20 protein-coding genes are annotated in these 19,194 nt (G+C 32.1%); 10 read left to right on the top strand and 10 right to left on the bottom strand.

Translation table 11 applies throughout. From position 1 onward, the window contains the following. Positions 1 to 18: 18 nt before the first annotated feature. On the top strand, positions 19 to 1,083 hold the full coding sequence (locus tag AC1RPU_RS02660; RefSeq protein ID WP_481761406.1) for a phosphomevalonate kinase: 1,065 nt from the start codon (positions 19 to 21) through the stop codon (positions 1,081 to 1,083). Positions 1,084 to 1,098: 15 nt separating this feature from the next. Continuing rightward, entirely contained in the window at positions 1,099 to 2,136 is a 1,038-nt protein-coding gene (gene fni / locus AC1RPU_RS02665) for a type 2 isopentenyl-diphosphate Delta-isomerase (RefSeq protein WP_481761285.1), read from the top strand. A gap of 63 nt (positions 2,137 to 2,199) precedes the next feature. On the opposite strand, the gene AC1RPU_RS02670 is transcribed toward fni, so the two are convergent. After that, positions 2,200 to 3,099 (bottom strand): ABC transporter permease, encoded by a 900-nt coding sequence (locus tag AC1RPU_RS02670; RefSeq protein ID WP_481762648.1) that lies wholly within the window; start codon positions 3,097 to 3,099, stop codon positions 2,200 to 2,202. Between the two features lie 97 nt (positions 3,100 to 3,196). Further along, positions 3,197 to 3,520 carry a metal-sulfur cluster assembly factor gene (locus tag AC1RPU_RS02675; protein ID WP_481761283.1) on the bottom strand — a complete coding sequence of 108 codons (324 nt, stop codon included), beginning with the start codon at positions 3,518 to 3,520 and terminating at the stop codon, positions 3,197 to 3,199. 293 nt (positions 3,521 to 3,813) lie between these two features. Between AC1RPU_RS02675 and AC1RPU_RS02680 the strand changes: the two genes are divergently transcribed. Further along, positions 3,814 to 4,626, top strand: a complete 813-nt coding sequence (locus AC1RPU_RS02680; RefSeq protein WP_409022582.1) for a Cof-type HAD-IIB family hydrolase — start codon at positions 3,814 to 3,816, stop codon at positions 4,624 to 4,626. Positions 4,627 to 4,715: 89 nt separating this feature from the next. On the opposite strand, the gene AC1RPU_RS02685 is transcribed toward AC1RPU_RS02680, so the two are convergent. Both AC1RPU_RS02685 and AC1RPU_RS02690 read right to left on the bottom strand, forming a co-directional pair. Continuing rightward, positions 4,716 to 4,904 carry a 2-hydroxymuconate tautomerase gene (locus AC1RPU_RS02685; RefSeq protein WP_481761282.1) on the bottom strand — a complete coding sequence of 63 codons (189 nt, stop codon included), beginning with the start codon at positions 4,902 to 4,904 and terminating at the stop codon, positions 4,716 to 4,718. A 14-nt stretch (positions 4,905 to 4,918) separates the two neighbouring features. Further along, complete coding sequence (locus tag AC1RPU_RS02690; protein ID WP_409022584.1) at positions 4,919 to 5,809, bottom strand: YitT family protein; 891 nt, start codon at positions 5,807 to 5,809, stop codon at positions 4,919 to 4,921. A 219-nt stretch (positions 5,810 to 6,028) separates the two neighbouring features. On the opposite strand from AC1RPU_RS02690, the gene AC1RPU_RS02695 reads away from it, so the two are divergent. Then, positions 6,029 to 7,465, top strand: a complete 1,437-nt coding sequence (locus AC1RPU_RS02695) for a C69 family dipeptidase (RefSeq protein ID WP_481761281.1) — start codon at positions 6,029 to 6,031, stop codon at positions 7,463 to 7,465. Positions 7,466 to 7,498: 33 nt separating this feature from the next. After that, positions 7,499 to 8,971 carry a glutamate/gamma-aminobutyrate family transporter YjeM gene (yjeM, locus tag AC1RPU_RS02700; protein ID WP_481761280.1) on the top strand — a complete coding sequence of 491 codons (1,473 nt, stop codon included), beginning with the start codon at positions 7,499 to 7,501 and terminating at the stop codon, positions 8,969 to 8,971. Between the two features lie 44 nt (positions 8,972 to 9,015). Here the strand turns inward: yjeM and AC1RPU_RS02705 are convergent, their stop codons facing one another. Then, a complete protein-coding gene (locus tag AC1RPU_RS02705) occupies positions 9,016 to 9,372 on the bottom strand; it encodes an iron-sulfur cluster biosynthesis family protein (RefSeq protein ID WP_481761279.1) in 357 nt (118 codons plus the stop codon). Between the two features lie 117 nt (positions 9,373 to 9,489). Here AC1RPU_RS02705 and AC1RPU_RS02710 point away from each other — a divergent pair, with 117 nt between their 5' ends. Together AC1RPU_RS02710 and AC1RPU_RS02715 are read left to right on the top strand one after the other, a co-directional pair. Continuing rightward, entirely contained in the window at positions 9,490 to 10,476 is a 987-nt protein-coding gene (locus AC1RPU_RS02710) for an MBL fold metallo-hydrolase (protein ID WP_481761278.1), read from the top strand. A gap of 49 nt (positions 10,477 to 10,525) precedes the next feature. After that, positions 10,526 to 11,740 carry a multidrug effflux MFS transporter gene (locus tag AC1RPU_RS02715; protein ID WP_481761277.1) on the top strand — a complete coding sequence of 405 codons (1,215 nt, stop codon included), beginning with the start codon at positions 10,526 to 10,528 and terminating at the stop codon, positions 11,738 to 11,740. A gap of 189 nt (positions 11,741 to 11,929) precedes the next feature. Here AC1RPU_RS02715 and AC1RPU_RS02720 read toward each other — a convergent pair whose 3' ends face one another. Next, complete coding sequence (locus AC1RPU_RS02720; protein ID WP_481761276.1) at positions 11,930 to 12,385, bottom strand: Fur family transcriptional regulator; 456 nt, start codon at positions 12,383 to 12,385, stop codon at positions 11,930 to 11,932. A gap of 131 nt (positions 12,386 to 12,516) precedes the next feature. On the opposite strand from AC1RPU_RS02720, the gene AC1RPU_RS02725 reads away from it, so the two are divergent. Both AC1RPU_RS02725 and AC1RPU_RS02730 read left to right on the top strand, forming a co-directional pair. Beyond that, the gene (locus tag AC1RPU_RS02725; protein WP_481761275.1) at positions 12,517 to 13,197 is read left to right on the top strand and encodes a VIT1/CCC1 transporter family protein; all 681 of its coding nucleotides are present in this window, start codon (positions 12,517 to 12,519) and stop codon (positions 13,195 to 13,197) included. A gap of 18 nt (positions 13,198 to 13,215) precedes the next feature. Continuing rightward, complete coding sequence (locus tag AC1RPU_RS02730) at positions 13,216 to 13,914, top strand: VIT1/CCC1 transporter family protein (RefSeq protein ID WP_481761274.1); 699 nt, start codon at positions 13,216 to 13,218, stop codon at positions 13,912 to 13,914. Between the two features lie 367 nt (positions 13,915 to 14,281). Here the strand turns inward: AC1RPU_RS02730 and AC1RPU_RS02735 are convergent, their stop codons facing one another. Together AC1RPU_RS02735 and AC1RPU_RS02740 are read right to left on the bottom strand one after the other, a co-directional pair. Beyond that, positions 14,282 to 15,151 (bottom strand): alpha/beta hydrolase, encoded by an 870-nt coding sequence (locus AC1RPU_RS02735; protein WP_481761273.1) that lies wholly within the window; start codon positions 15,149 to 15,151, stop codon positions 14,282 to 14,284. Continuing rightward, positions 15,141 to 16,460 (bottom strand): PTS transporter subunit EIIC, encoded by a 1,320-nt coding sequence (locus AC1RPU_RS02740; protein WP_481761272.1) that lies wholly within the window; start codon positions 16,458 to 16,460, stop codon positions 15,141 to 15,143. Before AC1RPU_RS02740 ends, AC1RPU_RS02735 begins: the two co-directional genes overlap by 11 nt. A gap of 200 nt (positions 16,461 to 16,660) precedes the next feature. Between AC1RPU_RS02740 and AC1RPU_RS02745 the strand changes: the two genes are divergently transcribed. Next, positions 16,661 to 17,131 (top strand): transposase, encoded by a 471-nt coding sequence (locus AC1RPU_RS02745; RefSeq protein WP_481762175.1) that lies wholly within the window; start codon positions 16,661 to 16,663, stop codon positions 17,129 to 17,131. Between the two features lie 420 nt (positions 17,132 to 17,551). On the opposite strand, the gene AC1RPU_RS02750 is transcribed toward AC1RPU_RS02745, so the two are convergent. Together AC1RPU_RS02750 and rplS are read right to left on the bottom strand one after the other, a co-directional pair. Continuing rightward, positions 17,552 to 17,950: a hypothetical protein gene (locus tag AC1RPU_RS02750; RefSeq protein WP_481761270.1), complete on the bottom strand. Its 399-nt coding sequence runs from the start codon at positions 17,948 to 17,950 to the stop codon at positions 17,552 to 17,554. Positions 17,951 to 18,741: 791 nt separating this feature from the next. Then, positions 18,742 to 19,089 carry a 50S ribosomal protein L19 gene (gene rplS, locus AC1RPU_RS02755; RefSeq protein WP_057973468.1) on the bottom strand — a complete coding sequence of 116 codons (348 nt, stop codon included), beginning with the start codon at positions 19,087 to 19,089 and terminating at the stop codon, positions 18,742 to 18,744. Positions 19,090 to 19,194: the final 105 nt, after the last annotated feature.

The raw sequence follows: 19,194 nt of genomic DNA on the forward strand, positions 1-19,194 counted from the left end.
TGAAAGGAATTGAGCTATTTGATCACCGCTAAAGCACCAGGAAAACTTTATATTGCAGGAGAATACGCAATTGTTGAACCTGGATCACCAGCAATTATTGTTGCTATTGATCAGTTTGTAACTGTAACAATTAAAAAGAGTAAAGAAACAGGTAGTATTTCATCTAAACAATACCAAGAAAATTCTTTATCTTGGTATCGTCAAGGGACAAAAATTATTTTTGATAATCGAGATAACCCCTTTCACTACATATTATCGGCGATTCATTTAACCGAATTATATGCACAATCCATCGGAAAACAGATGGTTAATTATCATGTCAATATTGATAGTGATTTAGATAGTACTGATGGTAAAAAATATGGTTTGGGCAGTTCTGCTGCGGTTACCGTAGCAACCGTTCGTGCCGTTTCACAATTTTATAATTTAAAATTAACGGATAACGCTCTATTTAAATTATCAGCAATGGCTCACCTAGATGTTCAAGGAAATGGTTCACTCGGAGATATTGCCGCTAGTGTTTATGGCGGATGGATTGCTTATTATTCATTTGATCGAGAATGGTTAAAAATTATGAGACAAGGTACGCCACTAACCGAACTTTTATCTATGGATTGGCCTATGCTTTCTGTCCAACGCCTACCGCAACCTAAAGATTTAGAATTATTAATCGGTTGGACTGGCTCTCCAGCTTCAACTTCCATTTTTGTTGATAAGATGGCCCTTTTTAAAGCAAAACAAAAAAAGACTTACTCTGAATTTTTAGAAGATTCAAAAAAATGTGTCACTGCAATGATTGATGGCTTTAAATTAAACAATTCCATCATTATTCAACAAGAAATTACAAATAATCGAATGATTTTACAACAATTAGCCGATGCTAGTCAGGTAATAATTGAAACCGAATCATTAACTTCCCTTTGTAATTTATCAGAATCCCAACATGCTGCCGCAAAAACATCAGGTGCTGGCGGTGGTGATTGCGGTATTGCATTAGCAACCTCTGAAACAAATCGTACTGAATTATTTAAAGATTGGGCACAAAATGATATTCAACCTTTGGATATCAAAGTGACCTTATAGGATAAGGAGTTTTTTATGATTAAAGACGATAATTTAATTCAAAGTCACAGAAAAGATGAACACGTATTTATCGCCGAAAAATTATTCAATACGGAATCAAAAAATCAATTGAATGAGATCAAGCTTATTCCTTCAAATTTACCTGAACTTTCTATTAATGATATTCAATCTAGCGTTGAGCTTCCAAATTTCTCGTTTCAATCGCCCTTTTATATTAATGCTATGACTGGTGGCAGTGAACAAACGGGTATTTTAAATCAACAATTAGCCGAAGTTGCAGCTATCACAAATACACCAATCGCGACAGGTTCTCAAAGTATCGCCTTAAAAGACCCTTCTAAGGCTCATACATTTAAAATACTTCGTGAAAAGAATCCAAATGGTCTCATTTTTTCTAATTTAAGCGCCAATGCAACACTAGATCAGTCAAAAAGAGCCGTTGATATGATTGAAGCAAACGCCCTACAAATTCATATTAATGCCGCTCAAGAAATTATTATGCCAGAAGGTGAACGTGAGTTTTATTGGTTGAAGAATATTGAAACAATCGTAAATAAGCTTGAAGTACCCATTATTGTTAAAGAAGTTGGTTTTGGGATGTCTCATAAAACGGTTCAACAATTAGCTGATATTGGTGTACGTTATGTTGATATTTCTGGTCGTGGCGGCACAAATTTTGCCATGATTGAAAACGAACGTAGACATGCTAAAGATTTCTCCTTTCTAGAGGATTGGGGCTTAACTACAGCTGAAAGTCTCATTGATACAAAATCTCTGCAAACAGGCTTAACAATTTTTGCCTCTGGTGGTATTCGTACCCCATTAGATATTGTTAAATGTCTCGCTTTAGGCGCTAAAAGTGTTGGTATCTCTGGTGCATTCTTACACATTCTCAATAAACAAGGTCAAGATGCGCTAACAAATACCATATCAGATTATCAATCAAAAATTAACATGCTTATGCTGTTACTTGGCACCAAAAATTTAAGTGATTTAACAAAAATTAGAATGATTTTATCACCTGAGTTACAAAATTTTAAAAATCAAATATAATCATGTTTACATAAAAAACGCCAAATCAGTTAGATAATGAATCTAACTGATTTGGCGTTTTTATTAATTATTACGTTTATTAACTCTTCTACGGATAACAAAGTAGAAAACAACGGAAGCAACGATAAATAGAGTACCTTCGAACTCATACAGAGCTATCATATTTGTTTTAATCGAAAATTGTGACTGACCAATCGCAGTTCCTATTAAGCCACCAACTAAGAATGATCCCATGTAAATTAGCAAGTTATTCCAAATAATAACTTTTTTTGATTGTTTGATAAATTTCTGATTACGAATTTGTTTACTAACACCAACAATCCAAATATAAGTTGCGACCATAACACTAGCAATAACAGCCATTAAGCCCACCGCTTGTTGCCAATGTCGACTAATCCATGAGTTATTAGTTAAAATTAAATTATCATTAACCTGTTTGGAAACTGTTGTATTAGTTAATTCGGTCGTTAACACATTCTTAGTCACGACATGCTTTGAATCAAGAATAATATTTGTATTATTTGCCTTCAATTTACTTATGTCTGCAGTTGACATTGCAATAAAAATTTGATTATCCAACTCAGAATTGTATTTATCACCCATAATACCGATGACAGAAACGTATTGCCCATTTAATTTATAATACTGCTGATGAAATGGCGAGTATAATTTTTTTTCAATATTTCGACCAACTACTGCTACCGGAACTTCAGATAAAAAATCATTATTTGAGAAAAAAGTTCCAGAAACCATTGGTGGCTTATCATAACTACCCTTCGCATAAAAATAAGAAATATTTTTTTTGTTTTTTACTTGATAATGAATTTGAAAATCAGAAATTTTTTCTGATTTTGCTAACGTTGTATTATATTTATCTAAATTTTGTTCTTTTGTTTTAAGAACATATGCATTTTTAGATAGATTATGATTATCTAATTTTGTGATTAAATCTTTTTCCTGCATCTTAAAAAATAAAAATGTGGTAAAGAATGTAAGTAGTAAGATAGCTACTATAAATATGTATCTTCTTCGCATCATCAATTTAATTTCCCCCTAACTTTTAATGGACACCGAGTGCCATTTTTGCATACCTAGACATACGTTCAATTGACCAGGCTGGACTCCATATAAATTGTACAGTTACTTTTTTTATTTCTAGCACTGGCTTTAACGCATCTTCGACTAAATCAGATAGAACACCTGTTAACGGGCAACCCATAGTGGTTAAAGTCATTTGTACATTACAATTATTGTCATTGTCTAATTCAATCTCATATACTAAACCTAAATTAATAATATCCATATCCAATTCAGGATCCATCACTTTTTCTAAATGTGTCAAAATATCTTGCTTAATTATTTCTGCACTTCGTCTTTCACTCATAGGATTAATCCTCTCTTGAATAGCTAATATTACTAGTTTATCGTTTCTATTTTAGCATTGCAATCTATTGTTTTAATGTTACTGAACTCTTTACTTTTTCTAAAAAATAATGTTATACGGCGCCAAAGTTACTATGAAGCCGGATTAAATTAAAGATACGATTTTATAACAATAGATAAAAAAAGGTTAAATACGTTTGAATACTGCATACTCAAATGCTATCCTGAACTAACTAAGATAAAAAACTGTAAATCTTACTACACATAAGTTAAGTTGATGGAGGAACAATAACGATGAACAAAAAGTTAATTACAATTGATTTAGATGGCACAACTTTAAATAATAATGCAGAAGTTAGTTCAACAACAAAAAAAGTACTTACTCAAGCAACAGCTGAAGGACACATTGTCAGTATTGTAACGGGACGCCCATATCGTATCTCAAAACAAATTTATGATTCATTAGGGTTAACAACTCCAATGATTAATTTTAATGGTGCCCTGGCACATATTCCACATAAAAATTGGGATAAATCATACGAATATACAATTAATCGAGATATTGTTTTTGATATTCTTAACGCTAGAAAAGAATTAGGTATTAACATGTTAGCAGCCGAAGGAAAAAATATGTTATTGGCTGACAATGCAAGTCAGCTAGTGAAAGGCTTTTTCCCACAAGTTTTAAGATCAAATCAAATTCTTAATAAACAAAATTTACAACATGATCCGACATCAATTACGATGTTTGTCGATCAAGATAAAAAACAATTAATTACATCTAGACTACTTGAAAAATATGGTGATGTTATCGAAGTCAACACTTGGGGCGGACCAAAACCTGTTCTAGAAGTTGTTTCAAAAGGGATTCAAAAAGCAATTGGTGTTTCTTATCTAGCAGATTACTATGGTATCTCTCAAAAAGATATCGTTGCTTTTGGTGATGAAAGTAATGATAAAGAAATGCTTTCATATGCTGGCTGGGGTGTGGCAATGAAAAATGGTACTTCTGAAATTAGAGGTCTAGCCAATGATGTTACCTCTTTAAATAACCAAGAAAATGGGCTTGCTCATTACTTAAAAAATTATTTAAATTTAGCTAAATAATCGTTAATTAGTAACAGATCAGTAATGGTCTGTTATTTTTTTATAAAAAATGACTTCTGGAATATACCAGAAGTCATATTTAATGATATTTATTTTTCGTCGCTTTTTAGAATACCACCGACACTATAACGATCTTTACGCATTTCATTTAAAATTACATGGATATGCTCTGTAGGTGCACCAGTATTTTTTGAAACAGCTTCAGTCACATCTTTAACTAAATTTTTAAGTTGTTCTTGTGAACGACCTTCAATTAAATCAATATTTATAATTGGCATAACGAATCTCCTTTTTATTTAGTTGATTGCCCTTTTCTTAATAATTCTTGTTGGTCTGAGTTTAGGAAATTGCCTTCAATATCAGCGGTATTAACTAAGTTCATAAATGCATTTGGATCAACATCACTAATTGTCATTTTTAAATTATATAATTCATAACGTGTAATAACTAACATCAAAACTTTACTTTCTTCATTTGAGAAAGCGCCCTTTGAGTCAATAACTGTAATTCCACGAATTAATGATTTTTGGAGCGCTCCAACAACTAAATCTGCTTCTTTTGTAACAATAAATGCTGTTAACTTTTGATGCGATGTATGGATGTCGTCGACAACTCTAGACATAGCATAATTAGAAATAATTGTATACAAAGCACTTTCCCAACTGAAATAAAATCCAGCCGTTAAAATAATAATCATATTTGTTGATAACATTAATGAACCGACTGTTTTACCTGTCGTTTTAGCTAGAACAAGTGCGATGATATCCATCCCACCAGTTGAAAAACCAAATTTTAATGCTAATCCAACCCCAATACCACTTATTACACCACCAAATAATGCTGCCATTAATGGATTAGTTGATAATTGATGAACGGGTAAAATTACCGTAAAGAGAGATGAAGAAGCGACGGTCAGTACACTATAATATGTAAATGAACGTCCTACTTTATACCAGCCTAATATACCAATTGGAATATTTATTAACATAATTAGATATCCAGTACCAATTTTAATATGAAATAGATCATAAAAAATAGCAGAAAGTAATTGGGCAATACCATTGGCACCAGCTCCAAAAATATTTCCTGGAATCAGAAAGAAATTAAGGGATAATGCAATTAATAATCCCGAAAATACAATTATAACTAGTCGTTTATTTTTATCAGAAATTGATAACTTCATAAATCTCCCTCCTATTATATGTGACTCTTTTCATTTTACCTTTTATTAAACAATAATATTAATAAAATGAGTAATCTCTCATTTTAAATTTCTATTAAACTAACCTTATACAGCGTAACCGGTTAAATACGAATATTTATTTACAAATGGCGTTTAAAAATAGCAATTAAATGATAAAATGGTAATATCTAAATTTATTTACTGGGAGGAGAAATATCCATGACGACAGACCCTTTTAATTTTTCAGCATGTACAAGTGTTTTAGCTGGTTCTAAAGCAACTGCAGATGGGTCGACTTTTATTGGCCGTAATGAAGATGCAAAAACAGCATGGCCAAAACATTTTGTTATTCATGCTCATACAGAATTTGAACAATCACCTTTATTTGAATCACCAGATAATCACTTTAAAATGCCATTACCAAAAATTCGTGGTAAATATTCAGCTACTCCTGAATGGACACCAAAATTTGGTGTTTTTGAAGAAGATGGCTTTAATGAATATGGTGTGGCTATGAGCGCTACTGAAAGTGCATACGCTAATAGCCGGGTTCTCAGTTACGATCCCTTACTAACTGAAAACGGAATTGGTGAGGAAGCAATTGTAACAATTACTCTTCCCTATATTCACTCCGCAAAAGAAGGTGTTAGTTACCTTGGATCATTAGTAGAAAAATACGGTTCAAGTGAAACAAATGGTGTCTTGTTCTCTGATCAAAAAGATGTTTGGTATATGGAAATTGCAACCGGTCACCATTGGGTTGCGCAACGTATTCCGGATGATTCTTATGCAGTTGTTGCCAACCAACTAGCTATTCAAGAAATTAACTTTACTGATTCCGCTAATTTTATGTTTAGTTCTGGTATTCAGAAATTTGTTTCTGATAATCATTTAAATAACCAAAAAGATTCATTTAATTTTAGAGATATCTTTGGAACTCATGATCAATCTGATGCCATTTACAGCACACCAAGAGTTTGGTATGGCCAATTACTTTTAACACCATCAGTTGCTTCACAAGATCCTATGAGTATGAATTTACCGTTCATTCGTCAGGCTGATCATTTAATTCAACGTGAAGATTTAGAACAAATTCTTGGCTCACATTTCCAAGGAACTCAATATGATCCGATTGGAACTGGTTCAATCAGTGATAAACATAAATTCAGACCCATTAGTTTAGCAAAAACACAAGAGTCTCATATTTTACAAATTAGACCTGATTTACCTTTTGAAATTGGTGGTATCCATTGGCTATCAATGGGTGTTACGGCTCAAAGTGCTTATGTACCTTTCTTTGCTGGTATTACGGATACACCGGAGAATTATAAAATTGGTACCGATGTATATGATGACAAATCTGCTTACTGGTTATATAAACAATTAGGTATTTTGGTTGATTCACATTACTTAGAATTTAGCTCATTACTGAAAGATCTCCAAAAAGATTTAATTATCCAATTCAATGCCTCCGTAAAACGGATTCAAACAGAGGCAATTTCTAAAAGTGGTACAGACCTAACAGATTTTTTAACTGAAGAAAATCTAAAAATTACTGAAGCTGCTGAAATCAAGGTTAAGGCCTTAATTAGTCAGCTAATTACATTATCAACTGACCTATCACCATTAAATTTTAAAACTGACCAAAACTTATAAATATAAGAAACCGAAAGGAATTACAAAAGTCTTATGGACAAACAAAAGAAAATTTCCCTAACAAGTTTCATTTTAATGATTTTTACAACTATTTTTGGATTTGCAAATACTCCCGTCGCCTTTATTCAAATGGGTTACGCTAGTATTATCTGGTACGTTTTAGCAGCATTCTTCTTTTTCTTACCAACTGCTTTGATGTTTGCAGAATATGGTTCAGCTTTAAATGAATCAAAAGGTGGCATTTATTCTTGGTTAGCTGAATCAATTGGCCCCAAACTTGCTTTCACAGGAACATTTATTTGGCTTTTTGCATGGATTGTCTGGATGGTATCAATTGCATCTAAAGTTTGGATTCCACTTTCAACAATTTTTTCTGGAAGTGATCAAACACAATCTTGGGCTATCTTTGGCCTATCTTCAACACAAACTATCGGTATTCTTGCAATTCTTTGGATTGTGCTAGTTACCTTTGTCGCTAGTCGAGGTATCAGTAGTATTGCCAAGATTTCTTCAGTTGGTGGTATTGCTATTTTAGGTTTAAATGCTATCTTTTTACTATTAAGTATTGTTATTTTAATTGTTAATCATGGTGCACTCCAAGAACCATGGCATGGTATGACAAGTATTATAACTTCTAGAAATCCTAGCTATCAATCACCTATCGCCCTAATTTCATTTATTGTTTTTGCCATCTTTGCATACGGTGGTATGGAATCAGTTAGTGGTGTTACAGATAGTATTAGAAATCCTAAGAAAAATTTTCCAAAGGGTTTAATCATTTCCACTTTATTAATTCTTTTTGCTTACTCAATCTCAATCTTCTTCTGGGGTGTTAGTACAAACTGGAGTAAACTTGGTGGTCAAAATGCCAACTTAGGTAACATCTCTTACATATTGATGGAAAACTTAGGTAATTTTGCAGGTCAAAGCTTTGGTATGAGCGCAAGTGCTTCGACAATTTTTGGTCATACACTTGCTAGAATTACTGGTTTAAGTATGTTCATGGCTTATACAGGTGCATTCTTCGTCTTGATTTACTCACCACTCAAATCATTTATTCTTGGAACACCTAAGGATATCTGGCCAGCAAAAATGACGAAATTAAATAAGCATAGTATGCCTGAATTTGCAATGTGGATTCAAGCTGCCGTCGTTATTGTCATTATCATGGCTGTTTCATTTGGAGGTTCAAATTCAACATTATTCTATTCAAAATTAACGTTAATGGGAAATATCTCAACTTCTGTACCTTATCTATTTTTAATTGGTGCATTTCCATTCTTTAAAAAACGTCAAGACTTAAATCGACCTTTTGAAGTTTATAAGAATAGAACACTTACAAATATTATTACTATTGTCGTCTGGTTAGTTTTAGCCTTTGGAATTATTTTCACTGTTATCAGCGATACATTAAGTAATGCTCTCTGGATGATATCTGGTCCTGTCCTTTCTGGACTAGTTGCTTTCCTTTACTACACACGTTATGAGAGAAAAATTAAAAAATAAACTAAAAAAAATCGTAAACAATTTTTATTGTTTACGATTTTTTATTAGTTTTTAACAAGACTTTCTAAGCTAACATTACCTGTTAATAGTCCTGAATTATCTCCATGTAATGCTAAACTGTTGAATCGTTCATTAACGACAAGTTGCATGTTCTCATCCATATAAGTTTTGCTGTACCCTTTTACTCTAATGGGACCTAAATCTGAATCAATTGTTCCATCATATGCCTTGCTATCGTTCTGGTCATCAATTACTAACATTCTAAAGCTTGAATCTAACGTACATGTTCCTTCATTTGATAAAGCACCAACACCATCGTCAAAATCAAGCAAGATTTCTGAATCATTACCCATAAGTTTCATAATCTTGCTTTTTGCGTCTTCACTTATTTTTAAATACATGAAATTACCAGCTTTCTTATTTAATAATTACATTGTACACCACTGATTATTTTAGACAAGCATGACGACTCAGGTTCATCATGGTATGATAGTTCTAATTAGAAAGAGAGGAATATAATGACCAAAATTAGTATAGTAAACAACTTATTTGATAGTAGTTCACAATTTAAAAGTTCACATTCAATCTTTCAATTTAACGTTAATTCACAACTAAATGAACAAGCAGACGCTCTTTTTCTTTCATACTTCTCAATAGATATCCATGAAAAAATTCTTGAATCTTCTATGATGCAAAAATTACCTATCTATTTATCCAAAGAGGCATTTGAATTAAAACAACAATTTGTCTTACTAGGTAAAATTAGTGAAACACACTTAAATTACAAAATTATTCCGATTAACACCGCACTAACTATTGGAGATTTTACAGTGATTGGTTTTTTATCAGATTCAGTACACACGGGTTCATTAGCTTTTTTAGTAGAAGATGAAAAGCAGAAGTACTCCTTCTTAGCTGGTGATACTCGCTTAGCTGGACCTCATAAAAAGAGAACGAAGAAATGGATTCACGACTTAAACCGACTACCTTTAGATGTTCTAATTTTAAATACTGTCGACACAACAGATACTAATTACTACACTGAAATTACGATTCTAGATCATCTCATTAAACTTTTAAAAGTCGAAGAATTAACTGCTATTAACGTTGCCAACGAAAATCTTTATTTAATTCATAAGTTAGCGACAGTAGCTAACAAGTTAGAAAAAATAATCGTACTAGATAAGCCAACCTCCCAATTATTGACGTATTTTTATCCTGATTCAGAAGTGATTTCATTAAATGATGCTACTTCTGTAGGAATTAAAAGGCATCCTGAGAAATATATCTTGGTAAATATAGAAAATAAGTTAGGCGATTTTAATTTGTCTACCCAAAATAGCTATTCACTGACCGATTTATTGGAAAATAATAAAGATAGTCTCCCAATCAATTCACATTTATCTTCATTAGAAGTACCTGAATTGTTAAATCGATTAACGCATAAACCTAAGCAACTTATATTGATAGACCAAAATTTTAACAATACTATTGTAACTTATTAATATTTATTCTATGGTATATTTATTAATCATTTAAAAGGACGTGAATTTGTTGGTTTTTTCTTATTTTAAAAATCCTAAAAAACATGAATTATTTTTAACCTTCTTATTAGGAACATTAAGTGCTTTTGGTCCATTATCATTGGACATGTATTTACCAGCATTACCAGTTATTCAACAACACTTACATACAACTGCATCGCTTACCCAGTTGACGATTACGACTTGTTTACTTGGATTGGCGCTTGGCCAATTAATAGTTGGACCCTACAGTGATAAAATTGGCCGTAGAAAGCCATTACTTTTGGGACTCATCTTGTTCGCTGTTACCTCTATCATCGCAGCAACAAGTCAGAATATAACAATTTTGGTTATTATCCGGTTATTGCAAGGTTTAGCGGGATCTGCTGGTCTTGTAATCTCTCGAGCAATTGCTAGAGACCTATACACCGGAAAAAAATTAACCAGTTTTTTCTCGCTCTTAATGGCTGTTAATGGAATTTTCCCGATTATTTCGCCCATACTTGGCAGTTTTATTCTAAAATTCACATCTTGGCGCGGTATCTTTGTTATCTTAACTGTAATTGGTTTTCTTTTATTTCTTCTTGTATTAGTGACGTTACCAGAAACTAACCAGATTGTGCCAGAGAAGTCGCAATCAAATACTGGTGATTCAACGAAAAAAATTCTTAAAAGTTTAATTTTTGATAAATTTTTCTTGAGTTATGCTCTAATTCAAGGCTTTATCTCAGGTGCAATGTTCTGTTATATTTCTGGATCATCATTTGTTTTACAAAATCTTTTTGGTCTATCCTCTAATATGTTCAGTTTAGTCTATGCAATTAATGGTTTAGGTATCGTTATAATGTCTCAATTAAGTTCACGAATTTCAGATACTTTTTCTGAACAGACTGGTCTAAAATTAGGTGTTTACCTTGCCTTACTTGGTAGTCTACTATTAACGACCTCATTATTTATTAGTAACTCGTTATTACTAGTGCTCATCAGTTTATTTTTAATTGTTTCAATGGTTGGTATCGTAAATACAACGGCCTTCTCATTAGCTATGCAGAAACAAGGGCAACACGCAGGAAGTGCTTCTGCCATACTTGGTGTTGGTATGAATCTAGTTGGAAGTATTCTTTCTCCATTCGTTGGGATTATGGGGGATCATTCTTATGTTCCAATGACAATTTTAATCTTACTGTGTGAAATTTGTGCCTTGGTCATTTACTTAAATATTTCCACAAAAAAAGCAGAACTATAAGTTCTGCTTTTTTTGTGGAAATATTAGTTTGTATAACGCAAAAACTTAATAATATAACTCTTTAATTATTTATACTAAAGGTGTGACATCTGATTTTGTACAGCTGTAACCTTTATGTAAAATGGGTACTATCTACAAATTGGTACTACCAACCATATTTTTAAAGCTTATTTTATCTACTGATATATATTATTTATTTTCTGTTAAACCCAGTTTTATTTGACATTCTGGACAATATCCAAACGTCTCGACATGTGTACTTTCAATTATATAACCACTTTTATTTTCCGCCTCTTGCTCTGCCTCATGAAAAGTTAATTCTGTAAATATATCTGTTATTTTGCCACAGTTAAGACAGATAGCATGATAATGTGGAATACCAAAATAATCGTAGCGCATTTTACCATCATCGCCATTAGACAATTCTATCACTAATTTTTGAGCAACTAATATTTGTAACGTATTATAAACGGTAGCTATGCCTAACCCTACGCTTCCATCTTTAATTCCGTTAAAAATTTGTTCAACAGATGGGTAGTTATGTTGCGTTACTAAATATTCAAGAATTATTTTACGCTGTGGTGTTATACGTACGCCACGTTCTTTTAAAATTTCTAAAGCCTGGTCAAGATTTTTATCGATCAATTTAACGACCCCCATTTTCTTAATTCACTCTGTTCATTATCTCATATTTCATAAAATATGTGGACTTTATCTATTGAATTGATTTATAATGATTATATATTTAGAATCATTATAACAAAGGAGAGAGAGTTATGTCTAAAAAATTATCTTTATCTCAGAAAATAAATGTTTTAAGAGCTAGTGTTATGGGAGCTAATGATGGTATTCTTTCCGTTGCTGGGATTGTCATTGGTGTCGCTGGCGCTACGAACAATAATTTTTCTATTTTCATTTCAGGTATTGCTGGTATGCTTGCCGGTACTGTCTCAATGGCTATGGGAGAATATGTTTCTGTAAGTACCCAAAAAGATTCGCAAGAAGTTGCTACTGCCAATTCCAAGTACAATCTAAAACATAATTATGATAAGGAATATAATTATGTTTATCAAAAATATTTTAAAACAGGTATTTCTTCATCCTTAGCATTAAAAGCTACAGATGAAATGATGTCGGCTAACCCATTAGATACTATTGTACGTGAAAAATATGGCTTTGATCCTAACGTCTATACGGATCCTTATGCGGCTGCGATTGCATCAATGATTTCTTTTCCGATTGGATCATTGCTGCCCCTACTTGCAATTACTTTATTCCCTGCTGAATTTAAGGTCATTGCCACATCTATTTCTGTCATTATTGCACTAGCTATCACAGGATTTAGTGCTGCAACTTTGGGTAACTCAAATCGGACAAAATCAGTTATTCGTAATATTATTTCTGGTATTTTAACAATGCTAGTCACTTACTTTATTGGTACTTTATTTGCTCATTAGGAAAGGACACTTAATTTCATGACATCTGAAACCAAAATTAAACAAAAAAAATACAAAACAATGGATGAAAAACTTAATTCACTTCGTGCAGGTATACTAGGATCTAATGATGGTATTTTAACTGTTGTAGGTGTCCTGTTCAGTGTTGCAGCAGCTACAACAGATAATTTCATTATTTTCATCGCTGGGTTAACTGATCTAATAGCTTGCGCATTTTCTATGGCAGCTGGCGAATATGCCTCTGTCAGTTCACAAAGTGACACCGAAAAAGCAGCTGTTGCCGTCGAAAAACAGCGTATGATTACGAGTCGTACTGATCAAATTCATGATGTTCAAAATTTTTATACGGCTAAGGGCGTTTCTGAAGAAACCTCTTTTGAAATTGCTACAGAATTAATGCAAAAAAAGCCACTAGAAACGATTATTAATGTTAAATACGGTCTCGAATTAGGACACTATATGAACCCTTGGGATGCCGCTTTTTCCTCACTAATCTCTGCAGCTTTAGGTGGTATTTTCCCACTACTTGCCATTATTATATTACCAAACAATTGGAAAATGATAGGTACAATTATTGCGGTTTCAGTAGCTGTAGCTTTAACTGCCTTTATTAGCTCCAAATTAGGTGATGGTAAAATTAAAGTTGCCATTATACGAAATATTATCATTGGTTTAATAACCATGTTAATTCATTATGGAATTGGCCAGTTTTTTTAGACATATCATTATGAAACCCCGCCCAAACTAGTTAAATATTTTTTCCCAACTTATTTGTTGTCATAGATACATTTTATATAGCGCATTAGCTTTCAAAATGTTTATAAATTTTGAACTAAACCACTTTATACTCTTAAAATTCATACAAAAAAGTTCTAATCACTTAGCGATTAGAACTTTTTTAATATCATTGATCAGCAATAGTTAACAAAGGCCTATATTTTATACTACTTTCAATAATTAAATACAACACTCGCCATCGACATTGTCTGTTTAATTGATATACTGTACATATTTAAGATCATTAAGACTATTTTTACAATGTGCAACTATACATAGTTCATCACAATAATAATCAAGCACTACTCTAAATTTTCTTATCATCTGGTCCACTATTTTTAGAATTTTGGGAAGCAATAATATACTGTTCAATTAAAGCAACAATTTGCTTATTTTGTGGTAAATCAGAATGTTCCGATTCATTTCCTGTGACAGTTATTTCTGTATAGGATTTCGCTTGATTTTGATAAATATATTTTCCGGCATTAACACTTTGATATGGAACAATTCCATCATTATTGTAATTATCTGTTCCAGCAATCGAGTACAACACTAAGTTAGTTGGAATTTTTTTTCGATTCTTTACAAAATCCGCTAACATCTGTGTTCTTGTACTCTGATTAGTTTCTTCACCATTATATGGTGAACCTATCGTCATTAACGTATTAATTGAGGCCGCTTTATCATCAAAATATTCTTCTAAAAATGTCGTATAAATAAGACCTCCGTTAGAGTGCCCGATACCATTAAATTGATTAAATTTATATTTATCAGCAAGATACGTAAACGCTATATCAAACCATTTAGCTTGTTTTTTTATACTATTATAGCCATTCGAATTATCTTCAAAACCAACAACTATGAAAGGTTGCATATCTCGTTTAGCTATTTTACCAGTAATTTTAAGTTTTCCAGTTTTCTGAACCGTTATCTTTAACAAACTATGCGTTCGATTTGTTGAAGTATTTAAAACATCAATCAATTCATCAAATCGATCTTGATTTGCACTGCTTCCTGGTATTAAAATAACTGGATTTAACTTTGAATTATGAATAATTCGGCTTGTTTTGACCTTTTTAGTGTTCCATGTATTTGCCGGTACGATAACAGCTAAAAAACAAGCTAAGATAGCTATCCAAATAAACACGTATTTAACTATTTTCCGTTTATTTTTCATTTAGCTTACCTCCATCAATATTCATTGCCTTATTATTTAATTTTACAAACGGCATATAAATTAAAACTGTAATAATAAGCACAATTCCTGATACAACTAATGTACTCCAATACCCATCAGTTCCTAAAAATGCCATTAATGGTGCTGGAGTCGTTTCAGGTAAGCTGTAAACTGCTGGAGGTATCCACTTAAAGTAAATACAGAAGTACCCAATCAACATTGAAACGATGGGTGATAAGATAAACGGAACCATTAAAATAGGATTTAAAATAATTGGTAACCCAAACATCAATGGAAAATTAATATTCACAAAGCTTGGAATAATTGATATTTTTGCTATTTTACGACTATTTTTATTTTTAGACATTATCAATATTGCTATAATTAAAGATAAGGTCATTCCTGTTCCACCAAAGCTACCAAAACTGTCATAAATTGTATGTATAGAGATAGGAAAAGGTACACCAAAAGACGTGCCATGCTTTAACGCATAACTTAAGTTACTGACAACCGAAGTATCATCTAAGCCGCCTTGTGCAATTCCTAAAGAACCAGAAATTCCTATACCAGATAAAACAGTATTGAAAAAGGATAAAAATAAAATAGTTATAATTAAATGCCTTGATTTAACTTCTGTTAATCTAAACATAGAATATAAGAGACCATTCACACCGATTTGATTAACCAATGAAACTAACATGACTAGTCCAATTAAAATCCCCAATATTATCACTATCGGCAACAGACTCTCTAAACCACGAGAAATAAATGTATATTGATCTACTTTTTCTTGCTTATTTTTAGGTGAAAACCATTTAAAGATATATCCTACAAAGACCCCCAAAATCAGTGAGATAAAAATCCCTTTAACACCTAACTCTTGAATCAAGAATGTCCCCTGATCACTATCAGGGTTTAAACTTGATAAATTATAATTCAAAATAAGCATCCCGACTGCCCCAGTGAATCCTGCAATTTGTTCATCTTTTTTAAAGGACCGAGTCATGTATTTTGCGCTCAAAAAAGCTGTCATTACTGCGATAAAACTCATTGTAACTGTATTAATAATTTCGAATATATTTGTTATGATTTTTTCATAAGGTAACCATGATGAAATATTATATACTTGATTAAAGAACCCTTGTTCTGATAAAACGCTAGAACTAAGCGCCATACTAAAACTTCCAATAATAATAAACGGTAAGATAATTGCAAATGTTTTTTCAATTGCTTGATAAACAAAAGTTTTTTTAAAACGTAAATCAACTCTTAACAATTTTTGCGAAAACGTCACCCATAGTTTATTCATTGAATAACCCCCTTATCTATTTTTTATTATAAACCAATAGTAACCCAACAACAAAATGTTAATTATAAACTTTGAGGGTGTACACTTTCTGGTGTTGGTAAAATAAAATTCATCAACACCAGTTTTTTATTCTGAAAACAAAAAAAGAGGCCACCGGCCCCTGCTATGATTAAGTTGCAAAACATAATCAAAAGCGAGGGATGCTGATGATCACAATTAATTCCGCACTATTACTATTAGGAACAGAAGACGAAAATATTAAGAAAATTAACGTTTCCGATGATTTTGTTAGAATAGTATCACGTAAAAGAAAAGTTAATATCATAGATGCACCATTAACATACATACCTCCAAGAGACCCAGATTGTGGCTATTTAACTATGATCAAAAATGGAACACGTTTAGTTAATGCTAGAATTTCTAGCGTAAATGGCTATGAATTTCATTTGCGATTACGGAACCAACGCTTTATTTGGGCTTCATGTCAAAGTGCGATTGATGCTGAAACACATAATTTTGTAGCGATACTGCCTAATCGTTTTAACAGTGTTATTAAGGAACATTTTTTTAATGCATATATTCTAAAAGAAAGACAATTTGTAACCTCTGTTGTTGTAGACCTGAATGCTCAATATCAAAGTATCATTCATCAACTATTCCCAAATGCTTAAATAATTATTGATCGTTTTCATTTAGTTTAACTGGCTGGTAAAGCCTTAGATTGTGTTCGTATAGATACTTTAAATCAGATAATTGATCATAAAAATAGAGAATATAAATCTTTAAAAACTCAGTTATTAGAAAACTATCAACCAAATAACAGTGAAATGGATACTGTAATAACCACTTTCATAAAGAATCCACATTATATTGAAAATATTTTTATCTTCAACTTATTAAAACGGTCCTATAGAAGGACTTAATCGAAAAATTAAAACACTTAAACGTAGCAGTTACGGTTTCGGAAACTGACATCATCTTTTTGAAAGAATTTTATTAATTCATAACTAAAAAAAGGAAATCCTTTTGGATTTCCCTTAATTAGATTAGACGTTTATTGTCTCACCATCACTATTTGACGCAGACCCAATTTAATCTACGCTTTTGATTATAAACAAAAGCCCTAATGTAATTCCCCATTCTATTACCAATATAATAATCAGTTCCCACAAAGGAATTATAGTTAATAACAAAAATGCACCACCTGGGAGTGAAAGTACTAATATACTCACTGTAATAATAAAAAAATATTTCCAAAAACGTTTTAAATATCTATTAGGCATTATAGCTAGGATTATTAACAATAAAAATGTTAATAATCCCATGACCACTGCCAAATCGTCCCATAATGTGCCTCCAAAATAATATGAAAATGGCGCTAATTTTCCATGTATTACTATACTTGGATAAATGAGACCACCATAACATAATCCACTAAAAAGAAGTAGTCCCCGAAGTATCCATCCGCTTGCTTCTTTAATTACTTTCATTTTAAAACCCCTCTCTCAGATTATTATGATGTTATTTTATGAATATCATTTGGCTTGAACGGACTACTAAAATTGCCAAGCAATCCATAATGTTTCTTTTTTCTATATGCCTCAACATGAGCACCCTTTTTGTATATTGCTGAAAAAAATCTTTCTTGCTCGCATGCTTTGCTTTGTCATCTTATGCAATCATTTCAGTAAGAGTAGTTTTAGCACCCGGCTTAACTTGATTTTCATATACAGGCCAAATAGATGAACTACACAAATCATAAAACTCTTGATAGTTCATATCCTATTGCTTAATTTTACCCTCTTTGACTCCTATATTATATGCTTTAGTTATATCACGGCTCATAAATGTATCCTGAGCATAAATATGATTAGGTACTAATAATACTGAACAAAACTTCATTAAAATAGCTATTACTTTAATACTTTTTCATTAACAACAATCTAACGCTATCATAATTTTAATGTTACTTCAAATAATTTAACTATAATATTAATCTAAGTTAATACTTTAAAAACTTAAAAAAGCCAGCCTCTTAAATTAATACTTTTTTCCGTAATGCACAAAAAGAATTAAAAAATTGATAAAAATATATCTATATGTTATTGAAAATATTAATTATAAACTTTAATTAGAAATCGAAAACTTATAATTTCTGCCCCTTTTCTGCCCCTTTTAGCGACTTTAATGCGACTTTTTGAAGCAAGGTTCAATTATATAGGTCTACCAAATTTTTAGACAAATAAAAAAGCCTTGATTACCAAGGCTTTTCAACGTCAATCTAACGGCGAGCTTCTTTAATACGAGCAGCTTTACCATTAAGGGCACGTAAGTAGTACAATTTAGCACGACGAACACGACCATGACGGATAACTTCAATTTTAGCAACACGAGGTGAATGCAATGGGAAAGTACGTTCAACACCGACACCGTTACTAATTTTACGAACAGTGTAACTTGAACTAATACCTTTACCACGGCGTTTTAAAACGACACCTTCGAAAAGTTGGATACGTTCACGTGTGCCTTCAACAACACGGGCGTGAACTCGAACAGTATCACCTGGGCGGAACTCAGGAATATCTGTACGTAATTGTGCTTCTGTAAGTTTTGCGATCATTGGACTCATAATTTGGATCTCCTTTTCAACAGAAATTCATTCACATTCACTATGCCAGCGGAATATCGTAATTTTATGTGGCTTTTAACCACTTTTAAAATTGTATCATATTAC

It is taken from the genome of Dellaglioa sp. CoH-55-MRSF-7, from assembly GCF_056782235.1.